12 protein-coding genes are annotated in these 14,055 nt (G+C 36.8%); all 12 read right to left on the reverse strand.

The features are described 5' to 3' along the window. Positions 1–54: 54 nt before the first annotated feature. Positions 55–1,365, reverse strand: a complete 1,311-nt coding sequence (gene ftsA / locus RNZ46_RS03670) for a cell division protein FtsA (RefSeq protein ID WP_316984030.1) — start codon at positions 1,363–1,365, stop codon at positions 55–57. A 63-nt stretch (positions 1,366–1,428) separates the two neighbouring features. After that, positions 1,429–2,124, reverse strand: coding sequence for a cell division protein FtsQ/DivIB (locus tag RNZ46_RS03675; RefSeq protein WP_316984031.1), 696 nt, complete (start codon positions 2,122–2,124; stop codon positions 1,429–1,431). Positions 2,125–2,140: 16 nt separating this feature from the next. Then, positions 2,141–3,493, reverse strand: coding sequence for a UDP-N-acetylmuramate--L-alanine ligase (gene murC, locus RNZ46_RS03680; protein WP_316984032.1), 1,353 nt, complete (start codon positions 3,491–3,493; stop codon positions 2,141–2,143). Further along, the gene (gene murG / locus RNZ46_RS03685; RefSeq protein ID WP_316984033.1) at positions 3,494–4,597 is read right to left on the reverse strand and encodes an undecaprenyldiphospho-muramoylpentapeptide beta-N-acetylglucosaminyltransferase; all 1,104 of its coding nucleotides are present in this window, start codon (positions 4,595–4,597) and stop codon (positions 3,494–3,496) included. It abuts the gene before it with no gap. Between the two features lie 61 nt (positions 4,598–4,658). Further along, entirely contained in the window at positions 4,659–5,852 is a 1,194-nt protein-coding gene (locus RNZ46_RS03690) for an FtsW/RodA/SpoVE family cell cycle protein (RefSeq protein WP_316984034.1), read from the reverse strand. A 56-nt stretch (positions 5,853–5,908) separates the two neighbouring features. Beyond that, entirely contained in the window at positions 5,909–7,297 is a 1,389-nt protein-coding gene (murD, locus tag RNZ46_RS03695; protein ID WP_316984035.1) for a UDP-N-acetylmuramoyl-L-alanine--D-glutamate ligase, read from the reverse strand. 53 nt (positions 7,298–7,350) lie between these two features. Further along, positions 7,351–8,592, reverse strand: coding sequence for a phospho-N-acetylmuramoyl-pentapeptide-transferase (gene mraY / locus RNZ46_RS03700; RefSeq protein ID WP_316984036.1), 1,242 nt, complete (start codon positions 8,590–8,592; stop codon positions 7,351–7,353). Between the two features lie 69 nt (positions 8,593–8,661). Then, complete coding sequence (locus RNZ46_RS03705; RefSeq protein ID WP_316984037.1) at positions 8,662–10,125, reverse strand: UDP-N-acetylmuramoyl-L-alanyl-D-glutamate--2,6-diaminopimelate ligase; 1,464 nt, start codon at positions 10,123–10,125, stop codon at positions 8,662–8,664. Further along, entirely contained in the window at positions 10,122–12,083 is a 1,962-nt protein-coding gene (locus tag RNZ46_RS03710; RefSeq protein ID WP_316984963.1) for a penicillin-binding protein, read from the reverse strand. Before RNZ46_RS03710 ends, RNZ46_RS03705 begins: the two co-directional genes overlap by 4 nt. Before the next feature lie 64 nt (positions 12,084–12,147). After that, positions 12,148–12,465, reverse strand: a complete 318-nt coding sequence (locus RNZ46_RS03715) for an FtsL-like putative cell division protein (RefSeq protein ID WP_316984038.1) — start codon at positions 12,463–12,465, stop codon at positions 12,148–12,150. Positions 12,466–12,587: 122 nt separating this feature from the next. After that, the gene (rsmH, locus tag RNZ46_RS03720) at positions 12,588–13,484 is read right to left on the reverse strand and encodes a 16S rRNA (cytosine(1402)-N(4))-methyltransferase RsmH (protein ID WP_316984039.1); all 897 of its coding nucleotides are present in this window, start codon (positions 13,482–13,484) and stop codon (positions 12,588–12,590) included. Beyond that, positions 13,471–13,941, reverse strand: a complete 471-nt coding sequence (gene mraZ / locus RNZ46_RS03725; protein ID WP_316984040.1) for a division/cell wall cluster transcriptional repressor MraZ — start codon at positions 13,939–13,941, stop codon at positions 13,471–13,473. Before mraZ ends, rsmH begins: the two co-directional genes overlap by 14 nt. Positions 13,942–14,055: the final 114 nt, after the last annotated feature.

Genomic DNA, 14,055 nt, shown 5'->3' on the forward strand with positions numbered 1-14,055 from the left:
ATTCTGTTTTACTGGGGTTTTGTACTTAATATTTTTAATTCAATGGATTTATAATCACTCTGCGTTATCTAAAAAATCTTTAACGCGCTCTGTCAATTTATCTAGGAACGAACGTCGTTCTTTAACTGGTTTTTCCTTTATTTCTTCTTTGGGCGCTTCGGCCTCTTCAATTTCTTTTTGTTGCTGTTGCTCTATTTGTTTTCTGTCTTCACGTTTTAAGCCATCTAAAACTAAACCTACGGCAGTAGCGTACAGCGGGCTTGTAATATCTTCGTCACTATCGCCAGCCAAATGCTCGTTCGGATAGCCTATTCTGGTGTCCATGCCAGTTATGTATTCCACCAATTGCTTTAAGTGTTTTAATTGTGCGCCGCCACCTGTTAAAACAATGCCGGCAATGAGCTTCTTTTTTTGCTCTTCGTGACCGTAGTTTTTAATCTCAGCGTAAACCTGCTCTACAATTTCCACAACACGCGCATGAATTATTTTAGATAGGTTTTTTAAAGTGATTTCTTTAGGTTCTCTGCCTCGCAACCCTGGAATAGAGACAATCTCGTTGTCTTTATTTTCCCCGGGCCACGCCGAACCAAATTTTATTTTTAAAAGCTCCGCTTGTTTTTCAATGATGGAGCATCCTTCTTTTATATCTTCAGTTATCACATTGCCACCAAACGGGATTACCGCTGTATGACGAATGATGCCATCTCTAAAAATGGCTAAATCGGTGGTTCCGCCACCAATATCGATTAATGCGACACCCGCCTCTTTTTCCTCTTGACTCAATACCGCATTGGATGAGGCCAATGGCTCTAAGGTGATGCCTTCTAAATTTAAACCGGCACTTTGTATGCAACGTCCCACATTTCTTATTGACGATACTTGCCCTACAACCACATGGAAGTTAGCTTCTAATCGGCCGCCGTACATCCCGATGGGCTCCTTTATTTCGGCTTGTCCATCAACTTTATACTCTTGTGGCAATACATGAATAATTTCCTCTCCGGGAAGCATGACCAATTTATGCACTTGGTTAATCAGCCTGTCAATATCGTTATCGTCAATAACGGTTTCAGAATTCGACCGTGTGATATAATCGCTATGTTGAAGGCTTCGTATATGCTGCCCAGCAATACCAACGGTTACGCTAACAATCTTCATGTCGGCTGCAGCTTCAGCTTGCTGAACGGCCTGTTGGATAGATTGGATAGTTTGGGTAATATTATTTACCACACCACGATGCACACCCAAGCTTTTAGATTTTCCAATACCCAAAATTTCGACTTTGCCGTACTCGTTTTTACGACCAATCATAGCCACAATTTTTGTGGTTCCTATATCTAATCCTACTGCTAAATTATGCTCCATGGTTTACGTTTTGCTCAATCATTGGGGTTTTACATTCAATGTATTCGCCGTTTATTAACTTATTCAATTTAGTTTACTGCACACTACTTGGTTTTCAAATTGCAAATTAACTTTGCTATAATTATTAAGCGTTTTGTCTTTTTGATTTTTTTGATAAAACGCCTTTAGGTTGTTGATTTTCTTATCTAAAAAATTAACATTGCCTAATTGAACTAAAAAATTACATTGTCTCAACTTTAAGTAGATTTTTTCATTAGCAGTTTGATGAATTTCTATAACATTCTTTTTTAGAAAATCGTCGTTCCTAATTTTACGTGCTACTTTATAGACATTTTTTAAATTATTTTTTTCAACATAACCAGTAACTAAGGGCACTCTTGCTGAATAATTATTTGATAGCGGCATATACGAGCCTTCGTCATCAATATAATAAGACGCATTTGTGCTTACTCTTGCAATAGGTGTTTTTTGTTCAATTTCCGCGTTAAGTGTACCGTTAACAGCAACATACACCTCCGCAGTTTTTATCATGGGATTAGATTTTAGGGCATTTTCTAATTCATTCAAAACTAAAGTTTCTTTGGGTACATTTTTAACGCCATTGTATTTTTGTATTAACAATTTACTAACAGCCTCATTAGTTATAAAAAGGTTGTTTTCGCCAATAAATTTTACCTGCGGTTTGCTCACTGCTCGTTGTCCGTTTCTGCTTGATGAAAAAGCGAACAAAAAGACTACCAATGTTAGCAGACAAATCATTTTTATGTAATTCCAATTAACTCGCAATGCTCAATTCCTTTTTAATGTGTTTTACTTCTTCGCCAATATCGCCAGCGCCCATAGTTAAAATAATTTGAGCCTGACTTTTATGTATGGTTTTCAGCAAATTGGCTTTACTAACCAACTGTTTGTTTTCATTTTTTATTTTACCCAACAGCCATTTGGATGTAACGCCCTCGATGGGCTCTTCGCGAGCTGGATAAATATCTAATAAGACAACTTCGTCAAACTGTGATAAACTTTGGGCAAACTCGTCGATAAAGTCGCGTGTTCGTGTATATAAATGAGGCTGAAAAATAGCCAGTGTTCTTTTATCCGGGTACATTTCTCGAACCGCTTGATGTACGGCATTAATTTCTTCGGGGTGATGCGCGTAATCGTCTATAAACACTAAATTATCGGTTTTTATTTGATAGGTAAATCGGCGTTTAACACCTTTATAAGATGCTAAAGCTTTGGCGAGCTGTTGGTGTGGGCAACCATTTTCTACAGCCATCGCCAAGGCTATTAATGCATTCGACAAATTATGTCTCCCAGGTAGGTTAAATTGTAAATTTTCAAGTACCGCTTTTGGTGTTTTTACATCAAAAACATAGGTTCCGTTTTTTATTTTTATATTTTGAATACTGTAATCTGAATCGTCTTCAATACCATAAGTGATGCCATTTAGTGGCAACCCATTTTTAACAAACAACTTTCCGTTGGGCTTGATTCTTTTTGAAAAATCTTGAAATGAATGTATTAATTCTGAAGCGTCTCCGTAAATGTCCAAATGATCAGCATCCATTGAAGTGATACATGCCAAATCTGGTGATAGCGTTAAAAACGACCTATCAAATTCATCAGCTTCAACTACTGAAACTTCGGTTCCTTTTAGAATCAAATTCGAATTGTAATTTTCGCTAATACCACCTAAAAAAGCAGTTAACTCAACCCCACATTCGTACATTAAATGCCCTAAAATACTCGTTGTTGTTGTTTTTCCGTGTGTACCGGCAACAGCTAAACAATAGGTGTTTTCTGTTATCAACCCTAAAACCTCAGAGCGTTTTAAAATGTGAAAACCATGCGATTTAAAATAATTTAATTCGGTATGATTCTCAGGTATTGCAGGCGTGTAAACCACCAAAGTGCTTTCGGGATTTAAAAATTTAGCATCAATTTTTTCAACGGCATCATCAAAATGAATTTGAATATTTAAAGCCGACAAGGCATCAGTAATTGTGGTTGGCGTTTTATCATAACCAGCCACATGTTTGTTATTGGCGTGAAAATAGCGTGCCAACGCACTCATGCCAATACCGCCAATGCCGATAAAATAGATACTATGTTTGCTTTTTAAATCCATTTATTTTATAAGTAGTTTTTCTACTTCGTCTACTATTTCTTTTGTGGCATTAACCAATGCCAGCTTTTTTATGTTTGCTCCCAGTTCTTTTTGTTTTTCCGCGGAAGCGATTAATTGTGAAAACTTGTTCTCGAAATCGGCATCTAAATCTTCTTCTTTAATCAATAATGCCGCATTATTGTTAACCACAGCCAAAGCATTTTTGGTTTGATGGTCTTCGGCCACGTTTGGCGACGGAATAAAAATTACAGGTTTGCCTACAATACACAATTCCGATACCGAGATTGCTCCAGCTCTGGAAATTACAACATCGGCAGCGGCATATGCAAAATCCATATTATTTAAAAACTCATAAACCTGTACGTTTTTTGTGTTTCCGTAAATTTTATATTGCTGATAATACAACTTACCACATTGCCATATAATTTGCACGTTTTGAGTATCTAAAAAATCCAATTCTTTTTCAATCAACTCATTAATGCGTTTTGAGCCCAAACTCCCACCAATTACTAAAAGCGTGTATTTTCCGTGTTTTAAGTTGAAATGATTTTTAGCTTCAACCGTTTTAGTTTCAATATCCAACAAATCCTGGCGCACTGGATTTCCTGTTTTAATCAATCTATCTTTTGGGAAAAACCGCTCTAAATTATCGTAAGCCACACATATTTTATCCACTTTTTTTCCCAATAGTTTATTTGTAATGCCCGGAAAAGAATTCTGCTCTTGTATTAAAGTTGGAATCTTATTTGAAGCAGCCACATACAACAATGGCCCACTTGCAAAACCACCTGTACCTATGGCTATATCTGGTTTAAAGGATTTAATAATTTTACTCGACTTAAAAAGGCTACTCATCACTTTAAAAGGAAAGGCTCCATTTTTTAGAGTCAGTTTTCGTTGAATTCCAGAAATCCACAGCCCTTTAATTTTGTATCCCGCTTGTGGCACTTTTTCCATTTCCATACGATCTTTGGCGCCCACGAATAAAAATTCAGCATCGGGAAACCGCGACTTAATTTCGTTTGCAATAGCAATGGCAGGATAGATGTGTCCGCCTGTGCCTCCACCGGAAAGAATAATTTTGTATGTTTTTTTTATTGCCACTAATTCACTAATGTTATTCTTTATTTCTATACCTACAAGGTTTTTGAAACCTTGCAGGATGCTATATTGTTTCCGATAGAATTTCTAACGGATTATCTTCACTGTTTTCTTGTTCTTTTATTTCTTCTCGTTTTGCACTTACGCTTAGTATAATACCAATGGCTAAACAGGTCATCCAAATAGATGTACCTCCACTACTAATTAACGGTAAGGTTTGCCCTGTAACGGGGAACAACTCTACGGCAACAGCCATATTAATCAAGGCCTGAAACACAATGGGCAAGCCCACACCAAGTACTAAAAGTTTACCAAAAATGGTATCAGATTTCTGCGCCGCTATTACAATTCTAAACAACAACCACATGTATAAAATCATAATAGTAAAGCCGCCCAACAATCCGTATTCTTCGATAATTATGGCGAAAATAAAATCGGATGAGGATTGCGGTAAAAAATTCTTTTGTATGCTTTTACCCGGACCAACACCTTTAACACCGCCCGAGGCAATAGCTATTTTTGCTTTTTCAATTTGATAATCGGCTACGGTATCTTCAGGATCAGAAAAGCTTTCAATTCTACTCATCCAGGTATCCACCCTGTTTGGCATAGCATCCGGAAACGCCTTCGCTATCAACACAAACATAACCAACACCAAAATACCCGAACCTATAATTACGGCCAAATACCGAATGGGATATCCGCCTAAAAAAACCAACATAATGACCATTAAAAACATAATGGCAGCCGTTGAAAAGTTAGCCGGAAGAATAAGCACCAATATCAAAAAAACCGGTAACCATAATGGTAAAATGGACTCCTTAAATGTTACTGTTTTATCCTTAATTTTAGACATGTAGCGCGCTACATAAACCATTAATACAACCGAGGCAAATGTGGATGTTTGAAACGACATGCCCACAATGGGTATTTGTATCCATCTGCTAGCATTGGCGCCTTCAATGGTTGTGCCTTGCAACATGGTAATACCCAACAATACTAAGGTTACCGGGACCAACACCAGCGAAAGCCCTTTAAAATATCGATATGGAATTTTGTGTACTCCGTACATAATGACAAACCCCAAAAACAAATGCATAAAGTGCTTAACAAAAAACGCAAAGGTGTTACCATTCCCGCCACGATACGCCAAATTACTTGCGGCACTGTACACTGGCAAAAACGATAGTATGGCCAATAGCGCCACTATAGCCCAAATTAACCGATCTCCTTTTATGTTTTTAAATAATGTTTGCATGTTTTTTAATGAGATGCTTCGACAAGCTCAGCATGACATTTAGTTTATTAATTATGTTAAAGATTCCTTACTGCATTTTTAAATTGACGCCCTCGGTCTTCGTAATTTTCAAACAAATCGAAACTAGCACAAGCTGGCGATAACAACACATTATCTCCTGCTTCGGCAATTTTATAAGCTATTTTTACAGCTTCGCTCATAAATTGAGTTTCAATTATGATATCTACCATATCCCCAAACGTGCGCATCAGTTTTTCATTATCGGCACCCAAGCAAATAATAGCCTTTACTTTTTCGTTTACAAACTGAAATAATTCTTCGTAATTATTGCCTTTATCTGTGCCGCCAACAATCCAAACGGTAGGCGCATCCATACTCTCCAAAGCGTAGTACGTTGCGTTTACATTGGTTGCTTTTGAGTCGTTTATATACTGAACTTTATTTATTTTTAATACATTCTCCAAACGATGCTCTACCCCTTGAAAATTCTCTAAACTTTCGCGAATGGTTTGCTTTCTAATTTTTAATAAATGCGACACTGTCGAGGCAGCCATAGCATTTTTAACGTTGTGTTTTCCCTCTAATGCTAGCTTTGTTGTTGGCATAATTATTTGGTTGTTATCTATTGTTATTATTATGTTTTGTTTGTCTAAATACGCGCCATTTTCAATTGTTTTTGTTAATGAAAATGGCAGTAATGTGGATTGAACTGGGTTGTTTTTTAAATGATTGGTAATCACGTCGTCATCGGCATCAAAAATCAAATAATCGTCTTTTGTTTGATTCATGGCAATTCTAAATTTTGAAGCGATATAACTTTCAAATTGATTGTTATATCTATCCAAATGATCGGGCGTTATATTGGTAATCACAGCTATTTTGGGTTTAAAATCGATAATATCATCCAATTGAAAACTGCTAATCTCAAGCACGTAATTTTCAAAATCGTATTCCAAAATCTGTTTCGCAAAACTGTCGCCAATATTACCCGCCAGCCCCACATTCAATTCTTGTTTTAAAATATGATGTGTTAAGGTTGCCGTTGTTGTTTTACCATTGCTTCCTGTAATTCCAACAAGGGTTGCTTTGGTGAATTTTGATGCAAATTCAATTTCTGAAACTACCGGAATTTGATGCTCTCGAATTTGCTTTACCAAAGGCACTTTATCTGGAATTCCAGGGCTTTTCATGACGATATCGGCAGTCAGTATTTTTTCCGCCGAATGCTTTTCATCTTCCCATTCAATCTCATTATGTATAAGAACTTGTTTATATTTTTCTTTTATTTTTCCCTTATCGGAAACAAACACTTTGTATCCTTTTTCTTTTCCTAAAAGCGCTGTTCCCGCACCGCTTTCTCCTCCACCTAATACGACTAAAAAACCCTCTCCTCTTTCTCCAAAAAAGTACCGTTTCTCGCTCGGGTTTGATTCGCTTTTCTTCATTTTGTTCATTATACCTACAAGGTTTTAAAAACCTTGCGGGAGTGGCAAATTTGTTATCGTATTTTCAATGTTACAATCGTTAGAATCGCCAGCAATATCCCTACAATCCAAAACCGTGTTACAATTTTACTTTCGTGATATCCTAATTTTTGATAGTGATGATGCAATGGCGACATTTTAAAAATGCGACGTCCTTCTCCATATTTTTTCTTGGTGTATTTAAACCAACTCACTTGCATAACCACCGATAAATTCTCAGCTAAAAATATACCGCACAACACAGGAATAAGCCACTCTTTGCGTACCGCAATGGCAATTACCGCTATAATGCCGCCAATAGTCAAACTTCCCGTATCGCCCATAAACACTTGTGCGGGATAAGTGTTGTACCACAAAAACCCAATAAGTGCCCCAACAAATGCAGCGATGTAAATGGTAATTTCTTCCACGCGCGGGATGTACATAATATTGAGATATTCTGAAAAAATAATATTACCCGAAACCCAAGCGAAAATGCCCAAAGTAAGCACGATTATGGCCGATGTTCCTGCTGCCAACCCGTCAATGCCGTCGGTGAGATTTGCCCCATTGGACACGGCTGTTATTATAAAAATGGCCACCAGAATAAAAATTACCCAAGCGTATTTTTCTAAATTTGGACTTACCCAAGTGATTAATTTTGCATAATCAAATTCATTGCCTTTTACAAAAGGAATGGTTGTTTTGGTTGATTTTATTTCGTCTTGAAATAGTTTTGAGGCTTCTATATTTGGGTTTTCTGCCAACAGAATACGTTGTTCTTCTATAGGCAACTTTTCTTTCATTGTTACATCGTTATGGAAAAACAAAGTCGCCCCAACAATGATTCCCAACCCTATTTGTCCGAGCACTTTAAAACGCCCTTTTAAGCCGTCTTTATCATTTTTAAATTTCTTTAAATAATCGTCTATAAAACCAATAACCCCCATCCAAAGCGTTGTAACGATGAGTAAAATGATGTATATGTTTTCAAGTTTAGCGAGCAATAAAACCGGAATTAAAGTGGCAAGAATAATAATGATACCACCCATAGTTGGTGTGCCTGCTTTTTCTTTTTGCCCCTCTAAACCTAAATCCCTAATGGTTTCTCCCATTTGCTTTTTCTGCAGAAAACGAATGATTCTTTTCCCGTAGATAGTTGAAATTAGCAATGATAAAATCATAACTAATGCTGCTCTAAAAGTTAAATAACTAAAGAGTCGGGCTCCCGGTAATTGGAATTCAGTTTCTAAATATTCAAATAGGTAATACAGCATTTATACTATTTTTTATTGCTTATTTTTATTATTTATTGTGGATTCCTGCCTTCGCAGGAATGACAAAAATTATTTCTGTAATTGTTTTAAAAATTCCTGCACTATTTTATAATCATCAAAATCGAAACGTTCGCCTTTAATTTCCTGATAGGTTTCGTGCCCTTTTCCGGCTATTAAAATAATATCGTTTGGTTGCGCCATTTGGCATGCCGTTTTAATAGCCTGTTTCCTATCGGTTATGGTTACTGTTTTTTTAAAGTTTTGAGGTTCGACACCTTTTTCAATATCTTCAAGAATGGCTTCTGGTTTTTCGCTTCGCGGATTATCGCTTGTAAAAACCACTTTAGTACTTAATGCCGACGCTATGTACCCCATTTTAGGGCGCTTGGTTTTATCTCTATCGCCTCCGCAACCAACAACCGTAATTAATGCTTCATTTTTAGTGCGGATACTATTAATGGTTTCCAATACATTTTTTAAGGCATCGGGCGTATGTGCATAATCGACAATAGCCGTTATTTTTTCGTCTGAAATGATGTATTGAAATCGCCCACTAACACTCTCCAATTCACTTATCAATCTTAAAATCTCCACTTTTTCCAAGCCTAACAATTCCGCAGTAGCGTAAATAGCCAACACATTATAAGCGTTGAAATTCCCAATTAGCCGCGTCCAAACTTCGCTATCGTTCACTTTAAGCAACAAACCACTAAACTGATTTTCTAAAATCTGCGCTTTATAATCGGCATAACCCTTTAGTGCATAGGTGTATTTTTTTGCTTTTGTATTTTGCAGCATCACCAATCCGTTTTTATCATCGGTATTCACAAGTGCAAATGCTTTTGACGAGAGACTGTCAAAAAACACTTTTTTAACATCGCGATATTCCGCAAAAGTGTTGTGATAATCTAAATGATCGTGAGACAGATTGGTAAAAATGCCGCCTTCAAAATACAATCCCTCAATTCTATTTTGATGAATGCCGTGAGAGCTTACCTCCATAAAGCAAAACTCAACACCAGCATCATTCATTTCCTTTAAACACCTGTTTATGGTTAATGAATCGGGCGTAGTGTGCGTCGCTTTATAAGCTTTATTATCGATTAATATTTTTACAGTGGAAAGTAAACCGACTTTATACCCAGCTTTTTTAAACAGCTGATATAATAAACTTGCCACAGTGGTTTTTCCGTTGGTTCCCGTAACACCAACAAGCTTCAAATTTTCTGAAGGCGCATCATAAAAATTTGATGCCATAAATGCCAAGGCGCTTTTGGAATTATCAACCTCAACATAGGTTACGCCATCAACCAAAATATCTGGCAATGTTTCGCAAACAATAGCTATAGCTCCGTTTTTTATAGCGACTTCAATAAATTTATGTCCATCCACTATATTGCCTTTAATAGCGACAAATAAATCCGATTTTTTAATGTTTCGCGAATCGAAATGAATATTATTAATAGACACACTCGTGCTCCCAACAACAGCGTTGATGGTTACTTTGTACAATATGTCTTTTAATACTATCATGATGCTTTTAAAACGACGGTTTGATTGTTTTTTAATTTGATGTTTTTACCAATAGATTGTGCTTTTACAATGCCGCTACCATTAAGTTTCACTTTTATATCTACATCCATATTTTCCAATAAGGCCACAGCATCCATAGCGGGCAGCCCAATTACGTTTGGCATAATGGTTTTATAGGTTTGTGCTGTTTTATAAAAACTTTCGTATTCTTTTTCTGTTGATGCACTTTTAACTTCTAAAGATTCTACCTCGTCAATAATTGGTGTGTCGGTAAATATTTTTTGAGCTATTTTTTTGAATACGGGCCCAGAAACATCGGCACCGTAATACCCGACACTTTTATCTGGTTCGTGAATAACGACGATGCACGAATATTTAGGGTTATCGGCCGGAAAATACCCCGCGAACGACGAGATATAATTCAGTTTTTCTTTATCCCTGTAATCTTTTTGACAAGTCCCTGTTTTTCCCGCCATCGAGAAATTTTCAGAATATAATTTATTACCCGTACCGTGTTTTTTCTCAACCACGTTCTTTAATAATTGCTGCACTTTTGCAACGGTTTCTTTAGAACAGATGCGTTCGTTTATCACTTCTTTTTCAAAAGGCACAATGGTTTTATCAAACTCCTTAACTTCTTTTAAAAATTGAGGTTTTACCATAACGCCATCGTTGGCAATGGCATTATAAAACGTTAAGGTTTGTAATGGTGTAAATGAGACACCGTAACCATAAGCCATCCATTGCAATGCAATACCGCTCCAGCGTTTGTTCTTTATTCTTGGGTCAGGAATAATTGGACTAGACTCACCAATAATGGGCAGTCCTAATTTTTCATTCAAACTCATATCGTAAAGTCTATCGACAAATCTGCTTGGTTTTTTTCCGTAAGCCTGATCGATAGCTTTCACTATTCCTGTATTTGATGACACCTCAAAAGCTTTAGAAATTGATATTTTACCGTAACCACCATGTTTTGAATCTCTTACTTTTTTTCCATAGAAAGTTAAAATCCCTTTTTCGGTATCAACCACATCGCTCGTATCAATCACTTTATCTTCAAGAGCTGCAGTAATTGCCATTAATTTGAATGTCGAACCTGGTTCATGCGATTCCCATACAGCATAGTTTCGTCTTTCATAATAATTACCAAGTGAATTTCTACCTAGATTTGCTATAGCTTTTACTTCGCCCGTTTTAGTTTCCATAACCACCACACAACCGTGGTCTGCTTTATATTTCTCCAATTGCTCCAAAAGGGCATGATGCGCGATATCTTGAATATTCACATTAATGGTGGTGTACACATCGTAACCATCTTTAGGCTCAATTTCGTTAGCATCACTTAAAGGTTTCCATTGGCCTTTTCCTATTTTCTGTTTTTTTCTTTTTCCCGGTTTGCCTCGTAAATACTGAATACCATAAGCGCCATCAATTCCTGGTCGTGTTACATTGCCATCCTCATCAAAACGTTCGTAACCAATGGTTCGCTGAGCTATTCCGCCCATAGGATGTTCGCGCTTAGTGGTTTGTTTTACAATTAATCCGCCTTTAAAAGCACCGAGATTTAACAAAGGAAAATTTCGAATTCTGATATAATCCGCATACCCAATATTTCTAGCCAACAAATAATATCGGTTTTTATTGGCTCGCGCTTTTCTGATTTCCTTTTGATAATAATTTGATGACTTACCTGAGTATTTTGAAAGTGAATCGCATAACGGTTTTAAATATTTCTCAAAGGTTTTTGATGTTGGCGTAATGGCATCAATCCTAATATCGTATTTAGGCACCGAGGTTGCCAACAAATTTCCATTGGCCGAATACACATTACCTCTGTTGGCAGGAATTACAACATCTTTAATAATGCGCTCGGTCGCCAGAGCTTTGTATTTATCGCCTTGTATAAATTGAATACTCAGCAATTTAAACACCACAGCAACGCCAAAGATGAACATACATCCTGCTATAAAATACAATCGGTTTAATATGCCTTTCTCGTTTACTGCCAAGGTTCGCTTTTTAATTTTGGGATTTTACTTTTATTTTTTTGGGCGGAATCACCGATGGCGACAAGCCCTTTTCTTTCATTTTGATAACGACTGCCGATTCCATTTTGAGGCGCATCAGTTTTGATCTGCCATCTATAAATGCCGAACGCATTTCGTTAACTTCATTTTTTAATCGTGCAACTTCATATACTTTTTTATCGGCACTGTGCGAACTTGCAATCATAACAATAGCCAAACCAGATATAAAAAGAATCATGCGCCAATTTTTAAACGAATCGTCACTCACTAAAAATGTTCCTTTTAATATGCTGTAAATGTTTTTTTTCAACCTAGATTATTATTTTTTGTCTTTGCGAGCCTTTTTAGGCGTGGCAATCTGTTTCTTTTTTTTACGATTTCATTTCAAGAGATTCCCACGTCGCGAAAAGCTCCTCGGAATGACAACTCCTTTTACAACTTTTCAGCAATTCGAAGTTTTGCACTTCGGGCTCTACTATTTATTTTAATTTCCTCTTTTGATGGTACAATTAAACCATTCACTTTTTTTAAGGGTACCTCAAAATTTCCGAACATATCGCGTTCTGGTTCACCTTCAAACAATCCGTTTCTTATAAAACGTTTTACCAACCTGTCCTCTAAAGAGTGATAGGATATAAAACTTAAACGACCACCAACTTTTAATATTTCTGGTGTTTGCATCAAAAATTCTTTTAACACCTCAATTTCCTGATTTACTTCAATCCGAATCGCTTGATAAATTTGCGCCAACACCTTATTTTCATGTCGTGGTGGCAAAAACTTTTTTAACACTTTTTTTAACTGTTCGCTCGTTTTTATTGGCTCGTTATTGCGATACTCCACAATTAATCGTGCCATTGCCGGGGCCGCACGCAATTCGCCATACTGCAAAAACACCTGTTTTAAACGCTCTTCGCTATATTCGTTAACCACATTAAAAGCAGATAACTCGTTTTGCTGATTCATTCGCATGTCCAAATCTGCTTCAAAACGTGTTGAAAAACCACGTTCGGCAACATCAAATTGATGCGACGACACTCCAAAATCAGCCAAAACACCATCCACTTGTTTTACGCCATGAAATCTTAAAAAACGTTTTACGTATCTAAAATTTTCATGAATCAGCGTAAACCTCTCATCATCAATGGCATTTTCAAGCGCGTCTAAATCTTGATCAAAAGCAAATAATTTCCCGTTTTCACCAAGTCGTTTCAGTATTTCTTTACTGTGTCCGCCGCCGCCAAAAGTGACATCTACATAAACACCATCTTCTTTAATATTTAAACCATCAACGGTTTCTTTTAATAAAACTGGATTATGATATACCATGGTCGTCATCGTCTTGTCCCATTACCTCTTCAGCTAAATCTGCAAAATCAATTGCAGCATCATCAATAGTCTGCTCGTATTTATCTTTATCCCAAATTTCAATAATATTGACCGCTGGAGAAATCACAATGTTTTTTGTAATGCCTGCAAATCCAATAAGGTCTTTCGGGATTAACAAACGCCCACTGCCATCAACATCCACCATTCGCGCTCCGGCATTAAACCGACGGATAAAATCGTTGTTCTTTTTTTTAAACCTATTCAGCTTATTTATTTTTTGCATTACCGTTTGCCACTCGCTCATCGGGTACAATTCCAAACACGGCTGAAACACAGAACGCCGCAGCACAAACCCATCTTCTAAAACAGCTGCCAATTGCTTTTTCATGCCAGAAGGCATCATAAGCCTGCCTTTGGCATCTACTTTACAATCGTATGTTCCTATTAATGAGTTCAAAGCGATTTATAATCGGTTCAAGGTTTAAGTTTCAAATATATCGAAAATTTTACCACATTTTACCACTTTACTACACTTTGTTAATAATTTTTCGATTAAATACCATTTTAAATA

The organism is Hwangdonia lutea (genome assembly GCF_032814565.1).
Taxonomy (GTDB): Bacteria; Bacteroidota; Bacteroidia; order Flavobacteriales; family Flavobacteriaceae; genus Hwangdonia; species Hwangdonia lutea.